General features: G+C 63.9%; 19 protein-coding genes and 1 tRNA gene. 7 read left to right on the top strand and 13 right to left on the bottom strand.

Features of this window, described 5'->3' with window-relative positions; genetic code table 11:
• Positions 1 to 29 precede the first annotated feature (29 nt).
• On the top strand, positions 30 to 767 hold the full coding sequence (locus tag K3152_RS12455; protein WP_221574464.1) for a 2OG-Fe(II) oxygenase: 738 nt from the start codon (positions 30 to 32) through the stop codon (positions 765 to 767).
• Here K3152_RS12455 and K3152_RS12460 read toward each other — a convergent pair.
• The 5 genes from K3152_RS12460 to K3152_RS12480 form a co-directional block, all read right to left on the bottom strand.
• A complete protein-coding gene (locus tag K3152_RS12460; protein ID WP_221574465.1) occupies positions 764 to 1,264 on the bottom strand; it encodes a thioredoxin family protein in 501 nt (166 codons plus the stop codon). The genes K3152_RS12455 and K3152_RS12460 overlap by 4 nt on opposite strands.
• Positions 1,261 to 2,025 (bottom strand): hypothetical protein, encoded by a 765-nt coding sequence (locus K3152_RS12465; RefSeq protein WP_221574466.1) that lies wholly within the window; start codon positions 2,023 to 2,025, stop codon positions 1,261 to 1,263. Before K3152_RS12465 ends, K3152_RS12460 begins: the two co-directional genes overlap by 4 nt.
• On the bottom strand, positions 2,022 to 3,161 hold the full coding sequence (gene ispG / locus K3152_RS12470; RefSeq protein WP_221574467.1) for a flavodoxin-dependent (E)-4-hydroxy-3-methylbut-2-enyl-diphosphate synthase: 1,140 nt from the start codon (positions 3,159 to 3,161) through the stop codon (positions 2,022 to 2,024). Before ispG ends, K3152_RS12465 begins: the two co-directional genes overlap by 4 nt.
• Positions 3,162 to 3,217: 56 nt before the next feature.
• Positions 3,218 to 4,525 (bottom strand): OmpP1/FadL family transporter, encoded by a 1,308-nt coding sequence (locus K3152_RS12475; protein WP_221574468.1) that lies wholly within the window; start codon positions 4,523 to 4,525, stop codon positions 3,218 to 3,220.
• 70 nt (positions 4,526 to 4,595) lie between these two features.
• The gene (locus tag K3152_RS12480; RefSeq protein ID WP_221574469.1) at positions 4,596 to 6,587 is read right to left on the bottom strand and encodes a pyrroloquinoline quinone-dependent dehydrogenase; all 1,992 of its coding nucleotides are present in this window, start codon (positions 6,585 to 6,587) and stop codon (positions 4,596 to 4,598) included.
• Positions 6,588 to 6,698: 111 nt separating this feature from the next.
• Between K3152_RS12480 and K3152_RS12485 the strand changes: the two genes are divergently transcribed.
• Positions 6,699 to 7,700 carry a zinc transporter ZntB gene (locus K3152_RS12485; RefSeq protein WP_221574470.1) on the top strand — a complete coding sequence of 334 codons (1,002 nt, stop codon included), beginning with the start codon at positions 6,699 to 6,701 and terminating at the stop codon, positions 7,698 to 7,700.
• Positions 7,701 to 7,703: 3 nt separating this feature from the next.
• Here K3152_RS12485 and K3152_RS12490 read toward each other — a convergent pair whose 3' ends face one another.
• From K3152_RS12490 to K3152_RS12510, 5 genes are all read right to left on the bottom strand, one after another.
• On the bottom strand, positions 7,704 to 9,485 hold the full coding sequence (locus K3152_RS12490; protein WP_221574471.1) for a DUF885 domain-containing protein: 1,782 nt from the start codon (positions 9,483 to 9,485) through the stop codon (positions 7,704 to 7,706).
• 76 nt (positions 9,486 to 9,561) lie between these two features.
• Entirely contained in the window at positions 9,562 to 10,203 is a 642-nt protein-coding gene (locus K3152_RS12495; protein WP_221574472.1) for a DUF1109 domain-containing protein, read from the bottom strand.
• A 1-nt stretch (position 10,204) separates the two neighbouring features.
• Complete coding sequence (locus tag K3152_RS12500) at positions 10,205 to 10,735, bottom strand: sigma-70 family RNA polymerase sigma factor (RefSeq protein ID WP_221574473.1); 531 nt, start codon at positions 10,733 to 10,735, stop codon at positions 10,205 to 10,207.
• 68 nt (positions 10,736 to 10,803) lie between these two features.
• Complete coding sequence (locus tag K3152_RS12505) at positions 10,804 to 11,766, bottom strand: SDR family NAD(P)-dependent oxidoreductase (RefSeq protein ID WP_221574474.1); 963 nt, start codon at positions 11,764 to 11,766, stop codon at positions 10,804 to 10,806.
• A gap of 112 nt (positions 11,767 to 11,878) precedes the next feature.
• Complete coding sequence (locus K3152_RS12510; protein WP_221574475.1) at positions 11,879 to 13,132, bottom strand: mechanosensitive ion channel; 1,254 nt, start codon at positions 13,130 to 13,132, stop codon at positions 11,879 to 11,881.
• 108 nt (positions 13,133 to 13,240) lie between these two features.
• On the opposite strand from K3152_RS12510, the gene K3152_RS12515 reads away from it, so the two are divergent.
• Complete coding sequence (locus K3152_RS12515; protein ID WP_221574613.1) at positions 13,241 to 14,290, top strand: isoaspartyl peptidase/L-asparaginase family protein; 1,050 nt, start codon at positions 13,241 to 13,243, stop codon at positions 14,288 to 14,290.
• Between the two features lie 15 nt (positions 14,291 to 14,305).
• Here K3152_RS12515 and K3152_RS12520 read toward each other — a convergent pair whose 3' ends face one another.
• Positions 14,306 to 15,199, bottom strand: coding sequence for a prephenate dehydratase (locus K3152_RS12520; RefSeq protein WP_221574476.1), 894 nt, complete (start codon positions 15,197 to 15,199; stop codon positions 14,306 to 14,308).
• Positions 15,200 to 15,333: 134 nt separating this feature from the next.
• Here K3152_RS12520 and K3152_RS12525 point away from each other — a divergent pair, with 134 nt between their 5' ends.
• Positions 15,334 to 16,014, top strand: a complete 681-nt coding sequence (locus tag K3152_RS12525) for a c-type cytochrome (protein WP_221574477.1) — start codon at positions 15,334 to 15,336, stop codon at positions 16,012 to 16,014.
• Between the two features lie 74 nt (positions 16,015 to 16,088).
• On the opposite strand, the gene K3152_RS12530 is transcribed toward K3152_RS12525, so the two are convergent.
• Positions 16,089 to 16,748 carry an RlmE family RNA methyltransferase gene (locus tag K3152_RS12530; RefSeq protein ID WP_221574478.1) on the bottom strand — a complete coding sequence of 220 codons (660 nt, stop codon included), beginning with the start codon at positions 16,746 to 16,748 and terminating at the stop codon, positions 16,089 to 16,091.
• Positions 16,741 to 17,976: a Ppx/GppA phosphatase family protein gene (locus K3152_RS12535; protein ID WP_221574479.1), complete on the bottom strand. Its 1,236-nt coding sequence runs from the start codon at positions 17,974 to 17,976 to the stop codon at positions 16,741 to 16,743. Before K3152_RS12535 ends, K3152_RS12530 begins: the two co-directional genes overlap by 8 nt.
• Positions 17,977 to 18,157: 181 nt before the next feature.
• On the opposite strand from K3152_RS12535, the gene K3152_RS12540 reads away from it, so the two are divergent.
• The 3 genes from K3152_RS12540 to K3152_RS12550 all read left to right on the top strand — a co-directional run bounded on the left by K3152_RS12540 (position 18,158) and on the right by K3152_RS12550 (position 20,718).
• Positions 18,158 to 18,231, top strand: a tRNA-Gln gene (locus K3152_RS12540).
• Between the two features lie 127 nt (positions 18,232 to 18,358).
• Positions 18,359 to 19,948 carry a calcium-binding protein gene (locus tag K3152_RS12545; protein ID WP_221574480.1) on the top strand — a complete coding sequence of 530 codons (1,590 nt, stop codon included), beginning with the start codon at positions 18,359 to 18,361 and terminating at the stop codon, positions 19,946 to 19,948.
• A 146-nt stretch (positions 19,949 to 20,094) separates the two neighbouring features.
• The gene (locus tag K3152_RS12550) at positions 20,095 to 20,718 is read left to right on the top strand and encodes a TetR/AcrR family transcriptional regulator (RefSeq protein ID WP_221574481.1); all 624 of its coding nucleotides are present in this window, start codon (positions 20,095 to 20,097) and stop codon (positions 20,716 to 20,718) included.
• Positions 20,719 to 20,751 lie beyond the last annotated feature (33 nt).

A 20,751-nucleotide genomic window follows, 5' to 3' on the forward strand; every position in this document is an offset into this window, starting at 1 on the left:
AGCGGGCCTGAGGTACGGTGAAGGACGGCATGAAGTTCAGGCTCAATCCCAAGCTCGATGCGAAGCGGCTGGCGACGCGCTATGCCGAGGCGAGCAGGCTGCGGGTGGAGAATATCTTCACCGAGGATACCGCGAAGGAGATCCACAAGCGGCTGTCCGAACTCGACTGGTGGCTGACCTATAATGACGGCAATCATGTCAACGAACTGCACCCGCTGCACCTGCGCCAGCTGACGCCGCAGGACAGCGCCGCCATCCAGCAAAAAATCTTCGAGAACGCGCGGCGGCAGTACCAGTTCATCTACAATTACTACCCGATGTATGCGGGCTATTTCGCGCCCAAGCTGCCGCCGATGTCGCTCGACCCGGTGTATGAATTCCTCAATTCGGCCCGCTTCCTCGATTTCGCGCGTAAGCTGACCGGGCATGGCGACATCAAGTGGTGCGATGCGCAGGCGACGCTGTTCCGTCCGACGCATTTCCTCAAGTACCACACCGATGCGCAGAGCGAGCACAAGCGCCGCGCCGCCTATGTGCTCAACTTCACCACCGAGTGGGACACCGACTGGGGCGGGATGTTGCAGTTCTGGAACGAGCGCGGCGATGTCGAGCTGGCTTTCAAGCCCACTTTCAATGCGCTCAATATCTTCACCGTGCCGCAGCCGCATTCGGTGAGCAGCGTGACGCAGTGGGCGCCGGGCTTGCGGTTCTCGATAACCGGCTGGATGCGCGCCGACGACCCGCCGGGGCCTTTCGGCGAGGGTTAGGCCGGGTCCGCCTCGGCCAAGGCGGCGAGTCCGTCGTAAATCTCGTCCTCGCTGCGGCTGGCGGCATTGCGCCAGGTCGTGGCCGTATCGGCGTTCACCAGCGTGCCGAAGGGTGTGAGGACAAGGACATTGGGCGTGCCCTCCGGCTTCTCCAGTCCGAAGCGATGCGCGATGTCGAGATTGTGCCCGTCGCCCGTTTGCGGCAAGCCGACATTGACGAAGACGAGTTCGTACTCGGCCTCGACCAGTTCCTTGAAACGCGGCGTTTCCAGCCAGCCCGCCAGTGCGCGGCTGTCGTGGCACCAGTTGGCGCCCATCACCAGCAGCACATGCTTGCCGCTCGCCATCGCCCGCTCGAGCGCCGCATCGACATCGGCGCCGGCATCTTCGGAGACGGCGTAGGATTTCGCCTCGGGATGCGAGGGCGTGGCGACCTGCGGCGTGGTCGTGCATGCCGCCAGCGAAAGTGCGAGGAGCGGCGTTACCAAATGCTTCATGCGGGCTGTCCTTCGGGTGTCTCGGCCATGTTCACTTGGCTATCCAGAACAGGCGGGCGGCCAAGCCAGTAGCCGGCCGCGAGCCCGGCGCCCATCCAGCAGCACATCAGGCCGACAAGCAGCGAATCCCAGACCATCAAGCCCCAGACTACGGCATCGCTCTGTCCCATGGCGAGCGTGTGGTTGTATTCGTGAAGCATTTGCGCAGGAGCAAAGGCCAGCATCGAGAGGAAAGCAGCGAAGAGGGTCGCGATCCAGCCTACCGTATAAGCGCGGCGCAAGGTCATGCTGGTGTCGCCCCAAAGCGGCCCGACAAGATAGATGAGCAGCGGCAGGGTCGCGATCTGGAAGCCGTAGTCGAGCACCAATGGCACATCGCCATCCATCGCTTCCTTGATCGCATATCCGACAAGGCCGGAACCGATATTAAGCGCCAACGCTATGAGGAACTGCTTCCACGCAATGGTGCGCAGGTCCCACCAGCGCTTGCCTGCTCCGCCTATGAAACGTGCTGCGGCAAGCGTGGCGAGGATGACTCCGGCAACCTTGAAATAGCCGAAGGCCCATCGCATGGGGTCGTTGGCAAGCGCGTTGAAGGCGTCCTTGCTGCCGAACATGCCCAGATCGATCTCGGCAATGTGCTGCACGAACTCAGGCACGATCACGATCAGCGGGATGAGCGGTGCCAGCCAGAACAGTGAAAGGCCGCCAAGGAAAGTGACCCGCAGCCCGTTCGCGAGCCGCCCCAGCATGTCCTTCATTCGGCTGCTTCCGCGTGGGGGTCGAAGGCGGTCTCTTCACCTGCCTCGATTTTCGCCGCCTTTTCCTCGACCAGTTTCACGATGTGGTCGAGCATTTCGTCGCTCTCGATGTGGTGGTTCTTCACGCCCGAGAGGTAGACCATGTGCTTGCCGCTGCCGCCGCCGGTGAGGCCGATGTCGGTCTCGCGCGCTTCGCCAGGGCCGTTGACCACGCAGCCAAGCACCGAGAGGCTCATCGGCGTCTTGATGTGTTCGAGCCGCTTTTCGAGCGTTTCTACCGTGCGGATGACATCGAAGCCCTGGCGCGAGCAGCTGGGGCAGGAGACGACGCGTACGCCGCGGGTCCTAAGGCCGAGCGCTTTCAGCATCTCGAAGCCGACTTTCACTTCCTGCTCGGGCTCTGCCGACAGCGAAACGCGGATGGTGTCGCCGATGCCCGCCCATAGCAGGCTGCCGATGCCGATGGAGCTCTTCACCGTGCCGCCGATAAGGCCGCCTGCTTCGGTAATGCCGAGATGCAGGGGGCAGTCCACTGCCTCTGCCAGCCCGTGATAGGCAGCGACCGCAAGGAACACGTCGCTGGCCTTCACCGCGACCTTGTATTCGTGGAAATCGTGGTCCTGCAGCAGCTTGATATGGTCGAGCGCGCTCTCGATGAGCGCTTCGGGGCAGGGCTCGCCGTATTTTTCGAGCAGGTCCTTTTCGAGCGACCCTGCGTTCACGCCGATGCGGATGGCGCAGCCATTGGCCTTGGCGGCACGGACCACTTCGGCGACGCGCTCGGAAGAACCGATATTGCCCGGATTGATGCGCAGGCAGGCCGCGCCCTTGTCCGCCGCTTCGAGCGCGCGCTTGTAGTGGAAGTGGATGTCAGCAACGATGGGGACGTTAGACGCGCGCGTAATCTTGTCGAAATCGCGCGTCGATTCCTCGGTCGGGCAGGACACGCGGATGATGTCCGCGCCCACATCCTCGCAGCGGCGGATCTGGTCGATGGTCGCGCCCACATCCTCGGTCGGTGTGTTGGTCATGGTCTGCACCGAAATCGGCGCATCCCCGCCGACGGGGACATTGCCGACCATGATCTGGCGGGACTGACGGCGCTCGATATCGCGCCAGGGGCGTACGGAAGACATGGGCGCGATATAGAGCGCCTAATGTGAAGGGGCAATGACGCGCCGCGCGTCTGGTTTTAGAAGCGCGCTCCGACCGAGAAGGCGAGGATGTCGGCATTGCCCGAACTGTCGCTGCGGATCCGTGCGTCGACGGCGGCAGGTGTGCCCTTGAAGAAAGTGTCGGTGCGGTCGATCGGTTCGCTCTTCACGAAGACATGCGCATAGGCGAGGCTGGCGGTGAAGGTGTCGTTGATGTCGTAACTCGCCCCGACCGAAAGCCAGGTGCGGTCGCCATCGGGCACGCGCGTAGTGCGGTATTCGTCGGTGATGGGCGATTCGTCGAACATCGTGCCCGCGCGCAGCGTCAGCCGTTCGTCGACATCGTATTCCGCGCCCAGCGCCATCGAATATGTATCGCGGTAGAATTGCTCGTTCACCTGCGGCTCGAGGCCCTCGGGCTCGACAAGGATCTCGTCGAAATTGCTCCAGTTGTACCAGCGCCAGGTGCCGTAGACGCGCCATGGCGTGTCGGTGCCGAACATCACGCTGACGGTGGCGATGTCCGGGGTCGAAAGCGGCGCGACAGCCGGAGTGGTCACATTGTTTCCGGCGAGCAGGCCGGTGAGGCCCGACAGGTCGAATTCGCCATCGAGATCGTGCTTGACCGCCGAACGGTAGTGCGCGCCGATGCGCACGGGATCGAAAGTGGCGATGAAGCCGGCGTTCCAGCCGACCGAAATATCGTCGCCCGTGATGCGCAGCGCGCCATCGGGGTCGGCCGGGTCGAGATTGGGCACGGCATTGGCGAGCTCGACATCGATGTACTGGACGTCGATGCCCGCGCCGACCGAGAAATTGTCCGACAGCTTGTAGGCAATGCTGGGCTGCACGTTCAGTGTGAAGAGGTCGGACGTCACCGAATCGTAGCGGCCGAAGAAATCCTCGTCATAGTCGACCACCACGCCGAAGGGGCTGTTGACCCCGAGACCCACCCACAAGCGGTCGGTCACTTGCGCGCTGGCATAAAGAGACGGTACGACCAGCGGCTGGGCAAAGGGGTTACCGCCATCGCTGCCGGTCACGGGCAGGGTGACGGGCAGGCCGGGCACGCTGCGGCTGGTGCCGGTGTTGGACTGGCGCGCGTCGACGAACAGCGCCTGCGCATTGCCTTCGATCTGGATGCCTTCGAGCTCGGTCATCCCGGCAGGGTTGAAGAAGATCGTCGCCGGCGTATCGGCGGCGGCCGCCTCGCCCGAATAGGCGCGCCCGGCCTCGGTCGTGGATTGCTCCTGGATGTAGAAACCGCCTGCGTGAGCAGGCGCGGCGAGGCCGAGCGCGATGCCGAGGCCAAGCGCGGACGAAGCGGGGCGCAGGGAGTGGGTCATGCAAGGGTAACCCTCCAAGGCGACCGGTGGTTTCCGATTATCGCAATCGGAGCCGGCCAGGGGGCCTGGGTCAGTTCCCTGGCAGCGCGAAGGCGACGAGGTGGTCGCCGGGTTTGGTTCCGACCCGTGAGTGGCCGCCTGCCGCGATGACCACATACTGGCGCCCCTGCCAGACATAGCTCATCGGGGTGGCCTGTCCGCCTGCGGGCAAGCGGCCCTTCCACAGTTCCCGCCCCGTCGCCACGTCGAAGGCGCGCAGGTAGTTGTCCATGGCAGCGCCGATGAAGACAAGGCCGCCGCCGGTGATCATGGGGCCGCCCAGCGCAGGCGTGCCGAGCTCCAGCGCGAGCCCGCCCGCCAGCTCCTCGGTCGTGCCCAATGTCCGGCGCCAGACGATGGCACCGCTGTCGAGGTCGACGCCAGCAAGAACGCCCCAGGGCGGCGGGGAGCAGGGCAGGCCGAGCGGCGACACCAGCGGATCGCGCGACATGGAATAGGGGGCGCCTTCCATTGGTGCGAATTCGTCGCTTTCGCTGATCCGGTTCGATGCCCGGGCTTCGTCCGAACCGCGGTGCAGCCGCACATATCCCGCCAGGTTGTTCATGTTGACGACCATGAGGTTGCGTGAAGGATCGTAGGCCGTGCTTCCCCAGTTCGCACCTCCGCCCTGGAAGGGGTAGGCGAGCGTGCCCTCGAGCGAGGGAGGGGTATAGAGCCCCTCGGCCCGCAGCGATGCCAGTTTGGAGCGGCAGGCGAGCTTGTCCCAAACGGTCAGGCCGAACGCATCGTCGGGATCGAGGCGGTCGGGCACGATTGCGGGTGTCAGTGCGGGAAAGGGCTGGGTCGGCGAAAGCCGCTCGCCATTTACGCCCGCCTGGGGGACCGGTCTTTCCTCGATCGGCAGGAAAGGTTCGCCGGTCTCGCGATCGAGGACGAACACATGGCCCGTCTTGGTCACCTGCGCGACCACTTCGTGCAGCCGGCCGTCGCGCCAGACCTCGTAGAGACCAGGCTGTGCGGGCAGGTCGTAGTCCCAGACATCGTGGTGGACAGCCTGGAAATGCCAGGCGACTGTGCCGCTCTCCCCGTCGAGCGCGACGAGGCTGTTGGCGTAACGATTGTCGCCTGCGCGGTTGCCGCCGAAATAGTCCGGGCTGGGGCTGGACGTCGGGAGGAAGACGAGCCCGCGCTCCTCGTCGACCGAGATCGTCGACCAGACGTTGGCGTGATTCCCGCGGATCTCCGGCGAGGCTTCCAGCGGGTCGAATGTCCAGCGCGGCTCGCCGTCTCGCGCGTCGAACGCGAACACCGTTCCTTCGGGCGCATCGGTGCGCAGATTGTCGCTGATCGAGGTGCCGGTCACGACAATATCGCCGACGATGGCGGGCGCCGAGGTGATCTGGAATTCGCCCGGCCAGCGAAGCGTAAGCGAGGGTTCGATGCGAAGCTGTCCTTCTGTGCCGAACGCCTCGCACGGCTTGCCCGTTCGCGCGTCGAGAGCGATGATGCGGGCATCGACCGTCCCGAGGAAGATGCGCTCTGCGCAGTCTGCGTCGCTGTCGGCTTGGTCGTCCGCCCAGTAGGACACCCCGCGACATGTGTACTGGTTGCCCGGATAGCTTCCCGAAGGGACTTGCGGATCGAACCGCCACTTTTCCGTGCCCGTCCCGGGATCGATTGCGATGACCTGCTGGAACTGGGTGCAGTACACAAGCGCGTCGGCGACAAGGATCGGTGTTGCCTGGAAGGCGCTGTTCGCGCGGTCGCTATCGGGTCGCCCTGCGAGCGCGCCACTGCGATGTGTCCAGGCAATCCGGAGGCTGGACACATTGTCGCGGTCGATCTGGCCGGCGGCGACATAACGGTTGCCGCCCGGGTCCCCGCCATAGGCTCGCCAAGCTGTTCCAAGGTCGCCGGGATCGCTTCTCACGACCCGTGCCTCTCCCTCGATATCGAGAGTTTGCCCCAGACCGATCAGGTGCCAGAACGTCGACCCGCCGAGAAAGCTGGCGGCCACCAGCAAGAGCACTGCAAGTCCTGCAATTTTCAGGATCTTTCGCACTATCCCCACTCCTCCCGGATGTCCCGCCGACCCGGCTCGGCCTGCTGGTCCACGCGCCACATTGCAGCCAGTATCTGGATATTTGTAGGTCTATGCGGCAACAGCTTGCAAATGAGCGAAGCGACCGATGATGTCATCACCGAAAATGCGCTCCTGTTCGGGCGTGTGCTCGACGGGCAGGGCGGCGCACGGACCATCGAGTGGGAGGAGGCCATCGACTGGCAGCCGGTGGCACCGGGCGAGGTGCTCTGGCTCCATGTCTGTCGCAACCGGCCCGGGGTGCAGGACTGGCTCGAGAACACGCTGGGGGTGCCCGAGCCGACCGCGGAGTTGCTCACCAGCGACCAGACCCGTCCCCGCGCCTTTGCCGAGGGCGAGACACTGGTCGGCACGCTGCGCGGTATCAACTTCAATCCCGGCGCGCAGCCCGAAGACATGATTTCGATGCAGATATGGTGCGATGGCAGGCGGCTCATCACCTTGCGCCGTCATCCCCTCCAGACCCCGCGCGAGGTGGTGGCAAGGCTCGACCGCGGCAGCGGCCCGCCCGATGCCGGTGCCACCATCACGCTGCTTGCAGAACTGATGATTGCGCGCATGAGCCAGTCGATCATCGACATGAACCATGTGCTCGACGAACTGGAAGACATGGACGCGGAAGAGCATGCGGACGACATGCTCAAGCGCATCTCGACCATCCGCCGCAACTGCCTTGGGCTGAAACGCCACATGGCCCCGCAGCACGAGGCGCTCGAGCAGATCAGTCGCGATGCGCCCTACTGGTTCGAGGATCACGACCGCCGCGAGATCGCCGAGAGTATCGCCCGACTGCGCCGTTATCTCGACGATATCGACATCAGCAAGGAAAGCGCGCTGGTGATGCAGGACGAATTGCGCGCCCGCAGCCTCGCATCGAGCGAGCACGCGACCTACATGCTCACGATCGTGGCGGGCATCTTCCTGCCGCTCTCGTTCCTCACCGGCCTGCTCGGCATCAATGTCGGCGGCATGCCCGGCATGGACGACCCCGACGCCTTCTGGGCCGTGGTCGTCCTGTGCGGTTTCCTGTTCGTCGCGCTGATCGTCGTGTTCAGGCGACTACGATGGCTTTAGGCCTCACCCGCCGCTGCGCTGCGAGGGGATGAATTCCTCGCGCACGGCCTTGGCGATGAGTTCGAGCGGGATGATGCCCTGGCTCAGCAGGAAGTCGTTGAACGCCTTCTCGTTGAAGTCCGCGCCCAGCGCCAGTTCGGTCTCGACGCGCAGGTCGATGAGCTTGCGATAGCCGTAATAATAGGAGCCTGCCTGCCCCGGCATGCGAAATTCGTAGCGGTCGAGTTCCTGCTTGGTCATGCCGGGCGAGAACAGCGCTTCCTCGCGCAGCACGCGCTCGGCCTCTGCGCGGGTCATGAGGCCGAGGTTCAGCGCCGGATCGAGGAAGGCGCGGGCGGCACGCAGCAGGCGGAACTGGAGCGCGATGAACTGGCCTTCGATGGGCTCGTGCGGGAGCATCTCGGCCTCGGCATAAAGCGCCCAGCCTTCGACATTCACGCTGTTGAAGGCATAGAGCATGCGGGCAAGGCTCACGCCCTGTTCGACCAGCGCGGCGAACTGCATTTCGTGGCCCGGACGCGCCTCATGCGCGCTCAGTGTCCAGCTGGCGGCGGGGTGGTTGAAGTCGTCATAGACATTGTCGGCGCCTGCCGAAGGATTGCCCACGGTGAGCACGAAAGTGCCCTGCTCGCCGGTGTTGCCGATGAGGCGCGGCGGGCGCATGTGCGGGGCCGGCTGGGCAGCGCTTTCGGCAGCCGAGGCGACGCGCATCTGCAGCTCGCTGTCGGGAAGTGAGACGATATCGTTCTCGCGGATTTTCGCCTCCAGCTCGCGGTTCACATTGCGGTAGAATTCCTCGATTTCGTCATTGTCGATGGTCTGTTTCTTGAGGTTCGCCATGACCGAGGCCATGTCGGTTTCTTCCCAGCCATATTTCTCGGCAATCTGCGGGGCGAGCGCTTCCATCTGCGCGCGCAGTTCGTAGAAACCGCGGCGGGCCTGACGCATCGATTCCTGGGGGTTCATGTCGATGCCGACCTGCTTGAGGCTCAGCGCATAGAGTTCTTCGGGCAGGCGCGCGGTGTCGCGGGCTTCGGGAAGCACGGTGGTGCGGGTCCACTCGCCATAGTCGGTGAGCTGGCGGTCCATCGCGTCCAGCGCTTCTTCCGCGCCCTCGATTTCGTATTTCTCGAACAATTCGCGGATGCCGGCGGTGAAGGTCGGTATTTTCTCGAGCGATTCCGCCACTTCCACGCGGTAGGGCCCCATCTTGCCCGCGCCCCGGCTGGCTTCGTAGCGGCGCTTGGCGAGTTCGGTCATCGGCTCGGTACCGGGCCAGGTGCCGGTGAAGCGTTTCAGCAATTCGAGCGCCTTGGCGCGGCGATGCTCGGCGGTCTGGTCCGAGAGCAGCTGGCCGATGGCGTAGAACATGCCCTGCGGGACTTCCGCATAATCGAGCATGTACTTTTCGTTCAGCGCGATGCCCTCATTGTCCATCTCGAGCGAGTTGATGAGGATTTGCAGGTCCTGCCGCACGAATGGGTTGGTCTCGGTCGCAAGGGCCGCCTCGTATTCCGCAATGAGAGCCTTGGCAGCAGCGACATAGCGCGCGTTCCGGTCGAGCGACATGTCGTTGACCAGGCCATCATACTGTTCGTAGCCCGCCGAAGAGGCACCGATGGGATAGAAAGATGCCTGCAGCGCAATTGCCTTCTGCGTGTAGGCATTGCTGGTCTCGACCCAGTCGGGCGTGGCCGGCGTTTCGGCGGCATCCTGCGCCAGCAGGGGGGCGGCGGGCAGGGCGCTCGCGGCGGCAAGCGCGATGGCAGCGGCGAAAGTCTTCATGGATTCTCTCCCTCGGTATGAGGGAGGGGTGGCGCTCGGAGCCGCCTATGGCAAGCCTCCACCCGACGAAGGGCTGTTACCAGCGGACCAGCGGCGGCACCGCGAAGCGCCCGAGGATGCCGCACAATAGAACTGGCGCGACATGCCAGATACCGAGATGGCCGATGTCGTCGATGGGGCAGGCGAGGCCGAAGGCGAAGCTGCCGAGCGCGCCTGCGGCAATGCCTGTATAGATCCCGGCAGCGGCGAGCGAGACCGGCGCGCCGCGCCGCAGCCAGACGATGAGCGCGCCTGCCGTCACCAGCCCGAAGGCGCTGCCCGCAAGGAAGCAGCCGAGGCCGTACATGTCCTCCATCACCGCCGCCGCGAACCCGCCGATACCGAGCATCATCAGCGCGGTTGTGGGAAGCAAGGCGAGCATGCCCGCCGACCAGCGCGCGCCATCATGCGTGTTGCCGACATGCGGGCTCGCCATGCGCAGGACCGCGAAGGAAGCGGCTGCACCCAGCAGCGCGAGCATACCGTTGGTGATGAAGAATACGGGCGATGCCTCGCCCGCAAGTACGCCGCGCCACAGCCCGTCGAGCAGTTCGACCAGCACCACCGTAGCGACCACGGCAAGCGCCACCAGCGCCAGCCCGCCCGAAATGCGCATGGGGCGCACCGGGTCGAGGTCATAGGAAAGCTCGTCGATGAGCGAATTATGGACCCGGTTCATTTTAGTCAGCCTTCTCTACGAGCGCGGACAGCTTCTTCAGCCCGCGATGGATATTCACTTTGACGAGGCTTTCGCTCTGGCCGGAGCGCTGGGACGCCTCGGCAATGCTCAGCCCTTCGATTTTCACGAGTTCGATGGCTTCGACCTGCTTTTCGGGCAGGTGGACGAAGAGCCGCTCGAGGCTCATGCGCGCCATCACGGCTTCTTCTTCGCTGTCCTCGGCGGCATCGTGGTCGCCGAGTTCGTCCTCTGCCGAGCGGTAGACCTTGCGCAAATGGTCGATCCAGCGATAGCGCGCGATGGCCGCGAGCCAGGGGTAAAAAGCCCGTTTCGGGTCCCAGGTCGCGCGCTTGTTGTGCACCGCCAGCAGCACTTCCTGCACGAGGTCGTCGAGCTGGGCAGGTGCGACGCGCTTCCGGAAATAGCGTTCGAGCCATAGCTGCACTTCGGCCAGCAGCGCGCGGTAGACGGCCCGGTCGCCCTTCTGGGCGGCGACCATCATCTGCGCCATGCTGGCTTCATCGGCTATCATCGAACCACTCCTGCACCGTCGTGTGCTGGACCGTCATTCGGACGCGTGGCCGGAAAGGTTACAGCGCGTCAGTAGGCGAAGGACTGCCCGACCATTTCCTCGCTCATCGACCACAGCCGGTCGGCCTTGTCCTTGTCGATGGCATAGCTGCGCACGCCGCCGCCGGTGTCCTCATTGTCCTCGTCGGCAACGTGGCAATCCTCGCAATAGAGCCCGCCTGCGCCCTCCAGTTCCTCGGTCGTCGCGACCCAGCAGGTGGTCGCCGCGCCTTGCGGGATTGTCTTGAACGGCTGCGGTTCCTCGCCGCGCTCCTCGGCGGACTTGCGGATGCGCTCCATCAGGTTCTGCACATCCTCTTCGCTCATGTGGCGGCCGAGGTTGGTGTGAATGCCGCCCGGGTGCAGCGCGTAGGAGTGGATGCCGCGTTCTGCCAATCGTTCCTCAAGCCCGACCGCAAAGAGGACATTGGCGGTCTTCGACTGACCGTAGCTCACCCATTTCTCGTAAGGGCGGCTTTCAAAATTGGGGTCGTCGAAATCGACCGGCGCGATGTGGTGGCCGCGGCTGGACAGGTTCACGATGCGCGGGCGCTCGCCCTTCTCGACCAGCGGCATGAGGAGGTTTGTCAGCAGGAAATGACCCAGATGGTTGGTGCCGAACTGCATCTCGAACCCGTCGGCGGTCTTTGCCTCGTCGCAGGCCATCACGCCCGCATTGTTGATGAGCAGGTCGATTTTCTCGAAGCGCTCGTTGGCTTCGGCCCCTGCCTTCCTCACGCTGTCAAGCGAGGCAAGGTCGCAGACCAGCGTATCGACCTTTGCTCCGGTCGCAGTGGCGAGTTCGTCGGCAGCGGCAGACAGCTTGGTCGCATCGCGGCCCGAGAGGATGATGTGCGCGCCCTTGGCTGCCATTGCGCGGGCCGTCTCCTTGCCGAGACCCGAGTATCCTCCGGTTATCAGCGCGGTGCGGCCCTTGAGGTCCCTGTCCGCCAGGACCTCGTCTGCAGTGCTTTCAAATCCGAATTCGCTCATGTCTCGCCCTCGTGAGTTGCAAAAGAGGACGTAGCACAAAGAAAAGGGGGCGCGAGGATTTTGTCCCCGCGCCCCCGACACCCTCTCTCCCTGGTGTCTTGTCAGCCGTGCTTCACGCGCCCGGAGGAAGCGGATCGTCGCTCTTCGGAGCAGCCGCCTTGCGCCGCTTGGGCTTGGGCGCTGCCGGTGTGGGGCTCGCGCCTCCAAGGTCGCTGTCCATCTGGTCGAGCTTGCGCGCCGCCCAGTCGCGGCCGCCGAGCCCGAAGGCCAGCGCGCCCGCCACGGCCACGCCTGCAATCAGGATGGTCAGCGCATTGGCCGGTATCATGCCGCCGATGCCGGTGAACTGCAGGCCCATGAAGACGAACAGGATGATGGTCGCCCAGCGCACGATGGTGGCTGCGGTCCCGTTCTCCCCGTCGCCCGAAATCAGGCGGGCAAGCAGGTTGGCGATGAAGAAGCCGAAGGCGATGATGACCGCGCCGAAGATGACGCTGCCGCCCAGTTCCAGCACCTTGTCGAGGATGCGCGTCAGTTCGGGGAAACCGAGCAGGCGCGTCGCAGCGATGGCGAAGAACAGGATGATGGCCACCTGCACCACGCGGGCGATGATGCTGGAGGCGCGCGAGCCTTCCGCCATCATGCCGCTTTCCGCCAGCGCCCGATCGACGCCAAGGCCGGGCAGCACTTCCTTCAGCACCTGCACCACGAACTTGCTGATGAGGTAGCCGATACCGAGCAGGACCGCTGCCGCGATGATGTTCGGGATGGCGTTGAAAATCAGCTGAAGCATCGAGCTGGCAGGTCCGGAGATGCTTTCGATATTGAGCGCATCCAGCGCCATGATCGACACGAAGATGACGATGATGGCGTAGACGATCGTCGCAATGGTCTTGCTGATCGCGGTGTTGCCGGTGACATTGTCCACCCCGCCGCGATTGGCCCATTTGTCGAATTCGACCGTCTGCAGCGTCGTGGTGATGAGGTCGCGCACGATACGCGCCACCATCATGCCGATGAAGAAGATGAGGCCGGCCCCGATGAGGTTGGGCACGAACTCGACGACGTTTTCGAGCAGGCTGTCCACGGGGCCGGCAACTGCGCCGAGACCGAGGATTTGCAGCACGATGAGAAGGCCGAACAGCCAGATGAGCAAGGATACGATCTTGCCGAGCGATTCACCCAGCGACGTGCCGCTGCCGGTATTGCGCTGGAAGAACGAGATATTGTCCACCAGCTTGGCAAAGGCCCATTTCGCAGCCTTGGCCGCGACCCATGTCACGAGCAGCGCGACGAGGGCCAGCCCGAGTTTTTCGAGCACCTCCATCGCGACCACTTCGTCGAAACGATAATTTCCGATACGCATGAAACCTCTCCCTCTTGGTTTCCGTAGCGTCGAGCTATCACTGCTGTCGGTTTTGTCCAAACAGCCGGAAGGGATGGAGTGGATAACTTTGCGTGCTATGCCAGCGGGATGAGAGGATTTTTCACCGCCGCCGCCACCGGTTTCGCATTTGCGCTGACCGTGTTCGCCCCGTCCGCTTGGGCGCAGGAAGAGGAGCCGCGCTGGTCGATCGCCATCCATGGCGGGGCGGGGACCATCGCCCGCGAGAACATGAGCGACGAGGAAGATGCCGCCTATCGCGCGTCTTTGCAGGCCGCGCTCGATGCGGGGCGCAAGGTGCTCGAAGACGGCGGCGAGGCGCTCGATGCGGTCGAGGCGGTGATTGTGATGCTGGAGGATGATGCGCGCTTCAACGCCGGGCGCGGCGCGGTATTCACCTGGGACGAGACCCACGAACTCGACGCATCCATCATGGACGGGCGGAACCGCGATGCGGGTGCGGTCGCGGGTGTGACCGGCATCCGCAATCCCATCCTGCTGGCGAGGAAAGTGATGACCGATAGCCCGCATGTCATGCTGGCAGGTGAGGGCGCAGAGGAATTCGCTTCCGAGCATGGGCTCGAAGTGGTCCCCAACGAGTGGTTCGACACCGATTTCCGTCGCCGCTCGCTCGAACGGGTGAAGGCGGACAAGCTTTCCGCGCTGGATGTCGACGTGAAGTTCGGCACGGTCGGGGCGGTCGCGCTGGACACGCATGGCAACCTCGCCGCAGGCACCTCGACCGGCGGCATGACCGGCAAGCGCTGGGGCCGTATCGGCGACGCGCCCATCATCGGGGCAGGCACCTATGCCGACAATCGCAGCTGCGCAGTCTCGGCCACGGGCTGGGGCGAATACTTTATCCGTGTCGGTGTGGCCCAGCAGATCTGTCTTGCGATGAGGTTCATGGGCGTCGGTGCTTTTGGCCCAAGCGAACAGGAGCGGTTGCAAAAGGGGACGATGGCGCAAGCTGTGGCCGATACCGTCATGGATGATGTCAAAGAGCTTGGCGGCGACGGTGGTGTAATTGTCGTGACGCCCGACGGCCATGCGCTCTACAGCTTCAACACCGCAGGCATGTACCGCGGCCGCGCCACCAGCGAGGGCGTGAACGAAGTCGCCATTTACGGCGACGAATAGCCTTGTCGCCGGGGCCTAGCCCCGCTTGCGGGCCTGTGCATAGCTGCCGAGCAGGCGGACGCCGTTGGTCTGGAACTCAAGCTCTTCCAGGGCGGCGTCCACGCGGCTGTCGCCCGGTGCGCCCTCGATGTCGGCGTAGAACATCGTCGCAGCGAAGCTCGCGCCCTTCTGGTAGCTTTCCAGCTTCGTCATGTTGACGCCGTTGGTCGCAAAGCAACCCAGCGCCTTGTAAAGCGCGGCGGGGATATTCTTCACTTCGAAAATGAGCGTGGTCATCTTCATCGCCGCCTCGATATCGGCAGGCTTTCGCGGCTCCCTTGCAAGCACCACGAAGCGCGTGGTGTTGTCGGCGGCGTCCTCGACCGCGTTTTCGATGATGTCGAGGCCGTAGAGCTCGGCGGCCATGGGCGGGGCGATGGCGCAGTAATTCGGGTCCTGCAACTCTGCCACGTAAGCTGCCGCACCCGCAGTGTCGGCATGGGCGAGGGCGACGATCCCGCGTTCTTGCAAAAATTCGCGCGACTGGCCGAGCGCCTGCGGGTGGCTGTAGGCGGCCTCGAACGGACCCGGCCCGGTCGCCATCAACGCATGGGTGATGCGCATGAAATGCTCCGCCACGATGGCGAGCCCGCTTTCGGGCAGAAGGAAGTGGATATCCGCCACGCGCCCGTGCTGGCTGTTCTCGATGGGGATCATCGCGCAGCCCGCCTTGCCGCTTTTCACCGCATCGAGCGCATCCTCGAACCCGAGATAGGGCAGCGGCAGGCATTCGGGATCGAACTGCATCGCCGCCTGGTGCGAGTTCGACCCGGGCGCACCGCCGAAGGCGATCGCGCGCGTAGGCTCGGCAGCGGCGGCTTGCCGCATGATGTCGACCATTTCGATGGCGGGTCTGGCAAAAGTACGCATAGGCCCTCGGTGTTAGCGGGCAATTCGCATGTCGCAAGCGCTAACGGGTCTTGTGCTCTTGCACATGAGCGCGCGCGGCACTAGAGCGGCGCGCAACCACCAGACCACTACGGATTCTTGCAGGCTTTTACGCAATGGACGATCGTTTCAACACCGCCTCCGGTTGGGTTCTCTTTTCGGGTATCGTCGCGCTCGGCGCTTCGATCGCCTCCGGCATGTATTTCCACGCCGACAGCAATGACGTGCTCGAACAGGGCGAAGCAGGCTATTACGTGGAAGGCGTAGAGGAAGAAGGCGGCGCGGATGCCGGACCGAGCCTCGCCGAAGTGCTCGTCACTGCCGATGCGGCTGCGGGCGAGAAGGTCTTCGCCAAGTGCCAGGCCTGCCACACCATCAACCAGGGTGGTGCCAACGGTATCGGCCCAAACCTGTACGGCACCATGGGCCAGGCCATCGCCGGCCACGCAGGCTTCGCCTATTCCTCGGCCCTGTCCGACAAGGGCGGCCAGTGGACCTGGGAAAACATGGACGAATGGCTGAAGAGCCCCAAGGCCTTTGCCAGCGGCACCAAGATGAGCTTCGCCGGCCTCTCCAAGATTGAAGACCGCGCCAATGTCATGGAATACATGGCCTCCATGGGCGGCGCACCAGCCAAGCCGGAATTCGTGCCTGAAGCCGAAGTCACCGAAGAAGGCGTAAGCATCGAGGGCGAAGACCCGACCGAAGCAGAAGCAGCCGGTGCACTGGGTGCTGACGAGCCGGTCGCTTCGGACAATGCCGCAGGCGACAACGAAGGCGCGACCAAGGTCGACTAAGCCTCGCTACAAGCGATTACGAAAAGCCCCGCCACCGCGCGGGGTTTTTTGTGCGCCAAGGGTTCTTGGGGCTCCTAGCCCTTGAACCCCTGCGCGATGACGTACCACTCGCTCGAGCCCTTGCGGCTGGCGGGCGGCTTGGCATGCTTGACCGTCTTGAAGTGCTTCTTCAGGAGGTCGAGCAGGTCCTTGTCGGTCCCGCCCGCGAGCACCTTGGCGAGGAAGGTCCCGCCTTTCTCGAGGTTCTCGACCGCGAACCACGCGCCGGCCTCGACCAGCCCCATGGTGCGCAGATGGTCGGTCTGCTTGTGGCCGACGGTATTGGCGGCCATGTCACTCATCACGAGGTCGGCCTTGCCGCCCAGCGCCTCTTCGAGCACGCGCGGCGCATCATCGTCCATGAAATCCATCTGGAAGATCTCGACGCCCTCGATGGGTTCGACTTCCAGCAAATCGATGCCGACCACCTGCGCTTTCGGCACCACCTTGCGCGCCACCTGCGCCCAGCCGCCAGGCGCGATGCCGAGGTCGACGATGCGCTTCGAGCCTTTCAGGATGCCGAACTTCTCGTCCATCTCGATCAGCTTGTAGGCCGCGCGGCTGCGATAGCCGTCGGCCTTGGCCTGCTTCACGTAAGGATCGTTCAATTGCCGCTGCAGCCAGCGGGTGGAGGATTCCGAGCGTTTCTTCGCCGTGCGGACGCGCGTATCCTTGTCCTTGCCTGACCTAGACATCCTGTTCCTTCATCCGTTGGAGCGCGTTGCGGCTGCGTTCGCCATCGGCATCGGCCGCCATCAGGCTGCGCAAGATGCCTTCGCGAATGCCGCGGTCGGCCACGCCCAGTTGCTCCGACGGCCAGATATCGAGAATGCTCTCGAGGATGGCGCAGCCCGCCACCACGAGGTTTGCGCGGTCATCGCCGATGCAGGGCAATTGCCGCCTTTCCGGCCCGCTCATGTGCGATAGCTTGAAAGAGATATCGCGCATGGCTTTGGATGGCAGGATGAGCCCGTCGACCGCCTGCCGGTCGTATTGCGGCAGTTCGAGATGCAGGCTGGCAAGCGTGGTCACCGTTCCGCTGGTGCCGAGGAGGCGGATGGGGTTGGGTCCCTTGGCGAATTCGCGCACGCGCCCGGCGAAGGGCTTGAAGCTGTCGAGCACGGTCTTGCGCATGCGGCGATAGCGGTCGAGCCTGAGTTCCTCGCTGTCGTCCGAGCCATCGACGGTATCGGTCAGCGAGACCACGCCCCAGGGCACGCTCATCCAGTCGAGGATGCGCGGCACTGCGCCACTCGGTTCGACCAGCACCAGCTCGGTCGAGCCGCCGCCGATGTCGAAGATGACCGCAGGGCCCGCCCCGTCTTCCAGGAGGATGTGGCAGCCCAGAACGGCAAGCCGCGCCTCTTCCTGCGCGGAGATGATGTCGAGCACGATGCCGGTTTCCTGCCGCACTCGCTCGATGAATTCCTCGCCATTGCTGGCGCGGCGGCAAGCCTCGGTTGCGACCGAGCGGGCAAGGTGCACATGGCGGCGGCGCAGCTTTTCGGCGCAGACGTGGAGCGCGGCGAGCGTGCGGTCCATCGCCTCGTCCGACAGGCGTCCGCTGGCGGCCAGCCCTTCGCCCAGCCGCACCACGCGGCTGAAGGCATCGATGACGGTGAAATTCTCGCCCGAGGGCCGGGCGATCAGCAGGCGGCAATTGTTGGTGCCGAGGTCGAGCGCGGCATAGGCCTGCTTGCGGCCACGGGGGAATTGCGGAGGAGCGGGTTTGGTCCGGGCGGATTTCTGCTGTTCTGCCTGCGGCTGGCGCGGCGATGCGTCGCGTGCCTTCGCCCCGTTCTGGCGGGGCCGCTTGTCGGGCCGGGAGGGGCGCTTGTAGCGGAAATCGGCTACCTTGCCGGACGTGCCGCCCCTTGTCTTTCCGTGCCCCCGTTTCATGTCCGGCGGATTACGTTCCGCCATGGGGATGTCTTTCGTTATTCCTCCCGCGCAAAACCACCTCGCGCGGGGACCTGTGGGCGATGCTAGCGGGCGATGACGAAAGGGGCAAGCAGAAGGGTTGACCTTCCGCGTTCGCGAAACTAGATGCGCGGCCTCTCTTGCGGCTGCGAGGCGATTCTGCCCGGCTGACCTGAGAGCCTGATGCCCCGTCGTCTAATGGTAAGACTACGGACTCTGACTCCGTCAATTGAGGTTCGAATCCTCACGGGGCATCCATTGCTTCCTCAAAAAGCGGCTCACTTCTGCGATTTTTTGCAGAATCCACGATTTATACAGATTTGGAAAACCGCTCGTTTACCTCTGCGGGGCATTCGGGGCCCCGGACAAAAACAGGGGTCAAACCATGAAATTCGATTACAAGATCCAGCGCATCGATAAGCCGCTTTCGCAGGAAATGACGGGCACTGGCGGCGACGACATCCTCAACGGCACCGAGGAAGACGATACCATCGACGGCCTCGTCGGCGAGGACACCATCGACGGCGCAGGCGGGAATGACGTTATCCGCGGCGGCTTCAACAACGACATCATCTTCGGCGGTAGCGGCAACGACACCATCTACGGTTCGAACGGCTGGGACGTCATCGAAGGCGACCTTGGCGACGACCGCCTCGAAGGCGGCAACGGCAACGACCGTCTCTATGGCGATGAGGGCATCGATACGCTGTTCGGCAACTTCGGCGCCGACCGCCTCGAAGGCGGCGACGGCGACGACATCCTGCGCGGCGGCGACGGCGACGACACCGTTTACGGCGGTGCGGACAATGACGATGCCAATGGCGCAGCCGGCAACGACACCATGTTCGGTGAAGATGGTGACGATGTGCTGCGGGGCGGTGACGGCATGGACGAGATCTATGGCGGTCTCGGCGCGGACACCCTCCTCGGGAATGGCGATGCCGACACCATCCGCGGCCAGGGAGGCAACGACTATATCGACGGCGGCGACGGCAATGACGTGCTGCAGGGTGACTACGGCGACGACAATCTCTTTGGCGGTACTGGCACGGATCTCATCCAGGGCGGCTACGGCGCCGACCGTCTCAATGGTGGCGCGGATTCGGACGACCTGTACGGCGATGCCGGCAATGACGTGATCAACGGTGATGCCGGTGACGACTCTCTTTACGGCGGTGACAACAATGACGAGCTGAATGGCGGCAGCGGCATCGATGTCCTCAACGGCCAGGCAGGCAACGACACGCTCTACGGTGGCACCGAGACCGACACCCTTTACGGTGGGCAGGACAACGACCGTCTCTTCGGTGAAGACGGACACGACAACCTCTTCGGCGATGAAGGCAGCGACCGCGTCGACGGTGGTGTCGGCAACGATTATCTCGGAGGCGGCGACGGCGACGACGTGCTCATCGGCGGCGACGGCTTCGACTATATCAGCGGCGGTGACGGTGACGACGTCATTACCGGCGGCGCTGATGGCGATTATCTCTACGGCGATGCCGGCAACGACCGTCTTTCGGGCGGGCTGGGCGACGACTTCCTGACCACCTACTCGGGCAATGATATCCTCACGGGCGGCCAGGGCAACGACTGGTTCAATTTCAACGGAGTGCCCGATGGGACAAGCGTCGCGACCATCACCGACTTCACCAGCGGCGAGGATACGCTGGGCGTATCGCCGTGGAATTTCGGCCTCTCCTATTATGGCGAGCTCAACGCCGACAACTTCCAACTCGGAACCGAGGCTGATGATGCGGACGACCGCCTCATCTACGACCAGGCGACCGGCAATCTCTATTTCGATGCCGATGGAAACGGTACCGAAGTCGAGGCGGTCCTTTTCGCCAACCTCGGCGAGGGCACGCTTCTGGAAGTCACCGACATCTACGCCGGTGGCGGGCAGGCAGCAGAACCGGCCAAGGCAAGCTTCATGGATGCCGACCTCTCGGTGAACGAAATGTTCTTCGGCTGATTGACCTCGACAAGGTAAATGGGCGGGCGCCTGTTCGATTGCGGTCAGGCGCCCGTTTTGTTTCTGCCAGCGATAAATCCTGAGCTTAAGTGACTGGTTTGTCGCCGAGAGTGACAAAAGCTGAAGCGTGTGCCAAAACACGGTTAATGGTGCAGGAAAGAAGTCGCATAACGCGGGCCAAAGTCCTCGAGGCAGCGCGCGAGCTCATCATCGAACACGGTCACGAGCAGGTCTCGCTGAAGGACATCTGCGAGCGTTCGGGCGTGTCCAACGGCAGCGTGTTTCACCACTTCGGGTCGAAGGAAGGCATCATCCGCCAGCTCTTCAGGGCAGAGCGTGGTGCCTACCTCCACGCCGTGCAGGAAGCCATCCTCGCGCATGAGGGCGACCCATGCGATGCCTTTGCCGCCGGGACCCGCGCAGCCATGCGCTACCAGGCCGAACACCCTGTTCGTTACGAGCGACTGATAGCCGAATTTTCCGACAGCGAGTGGCTGCGCCAGAATGTCGATGTGTGGCTGGAAGTGGCCTCCGAGGAGGAGCAGCCGGTGATCGAGTGGGCCCGGGAGCATTTCGCCAGCGGCGCCTTGCCGGTCCTGCAACCGGCGTTTTACCAGGCCGCTTTCCTGGGGCCGACCGAACTGCTGTCGCGCGCGCATCGTCAAGGAAGGCTGGCCGGCGAGCTGGAGGCGATGGGTGACGACCTGGCGGAATTCGTCAGTGCGGGTCTGAAGCGGCTGCGGGAGCGGCAAAAGGCAGGCAAGGAATAAGGTTGGCGCTCAAGCGCTGTTGCAGGACTGCAC

The sequence above is a fragment of the Qipengyuania polymorpha genome (assembly GCF_019711435.1).
GTDB classification, from domain to species: Bacteria; Pseudomonadota; Alphaproteobacteria; order Sphingomonadales; family Sphingomonadaceae; genus Qipengyuania; species Qipengyuania polymorpha.

What these genes read in the sequence shown, in the direction of transcription:
- K3152_RS12455 (WP_221574464.1), top strand. Translation starts at nt 30, where the DNA reads ATGAAGTTCAGGCTCAATCCCAAGCTCGATGCGAAGCGGCTGGCGACG.
- K3152_RS12460 (WP_221574465.1), bottom strand. Translation starts at nt 1,264, where the DNA reads ATGAAGCATTTGGTAACGCCGCTCCTCGCACTTTCGCTGGCGGCATGC.
- K3152_RS12465 (WP_221574466.1), bottom strand. Translation starts at nt 2,025, where the DNA reads ATGAAGGACATGCTGGGGCGGCTCGCGAACGGGCTGCGGGTCACTTTC.
- ispG (WP_221574467.1), bottom strand. Translation starts at nt 3,161, where the DNA reads ATGTCTTCCGTACGCCCCTGGCGCGATATCGAGCGCCGTCAGTCCCGC.
- K3152_RS12475 (WP_221574468.1), bottom strand. Translation starts at nt 4,525, where the DNA reads ATGACCCACTCCCTGCGCCCCGCTTCGTCCGCGCTTGGCCTCGGCATC.
- K3152_RS12485 (WP_221574470.1), top strand. Translation starts at nt 6,699, where the DNA reads ATGAGCGAAGCGACCGATGATGTCATCACCGAAAATGCGCTCCTGTTC.
- K3152_RS12490 (WP_221574471.1), bottom strand. Translation starts at nt 9,485, where the DNA reads ATGAAGACTTTCGCCGCTGCCATCGCGCTTGCCGCCGCGAGCGCCCTG.
- K3152_RS12495 (WP_221574472.1), bottom strand. Translation starts at nt 10,203, where the DNA reads ATGAACCGGGTCCATAATTCGCTCATCGACGAGCTTTCCTATGACCTC.
- K3152_RS12500 (WP_221574473.1), bottom strand. Translation starts at nt 10,735, where the DNA reads ATGATAGCCGATGAAGCCAGCATGGCGCAGATGATGGTCGCCGCCCAG.
- K3152_RS12505 (WP_221574474.1), bottom strand. Translation starts at nt 11,766, where the DNA reads ATGAGCGAATTCGGATTTGAAAGCACTGCAGACGAGGTCCTGGCGGAC.
- K3152_RS12510 (WP_221574475.1), bottom strand. Translation starts at nt 13,132, where the DNA reads ATGCGTATCGGAAATTATCGTTTCGACGAAGTGGTCGCGATGGAGGTG.
- K3152_RS12515 (WP_221574613.1), top strand. Translation starts at nt 13,241, where the DNA reads ATGAGAGGATTTTTCACCGCCGCCGCCACCGGTTTCGCATTTGCGCTG.
- K3152_RS12520 (WP_221574476.1), bottom strand. Translation starts at nt 15,199, where the DNA reads ATGCGTACTTTTGCCAGACCCGCCATCGAAATGGTCGACATCATGCGG.
- K3152_RS12525 (WP_221574477.1), top strand. Translation starts at nt 15,334, where the DNA reads ATGGACGATCGTTTCAACACCGCCTCCGGTTGGGTTCTCTTTTCGGGT.
- K3152_RS12530 (WP_221574478.1), bottom strand. Translation starts at nt 16,748, where the DNA reads ATGTCTAGGTCAGGCAAGGACAAGGATACGCGCGTCCGCACGGCGAAG.
- K3152_RS12535 (WP_221574479.1), bottom strand. Translation starts at nt 17,976, where the DNA reads ATGGCGGAACGTAATCCGCCGGACATGAAACGGGGGCACGGAAAGACA.
- K3152_RS12545 (WP_221574480.1), top strand. Translation starts at nt 18,359, where the DNA reads ATGAAATTCGATTACAAGATCCAGCGCATCGATAAGCCGCTTTCGCAG.
- K3152_RS12550 (WP_221574481.1), top strand. Translation starts at nt 20,095, where the DNA reads ATGGTGCAGGAAAGAAGTCGCATAACGCGGGCCAAAGTCCTCGAGGCA.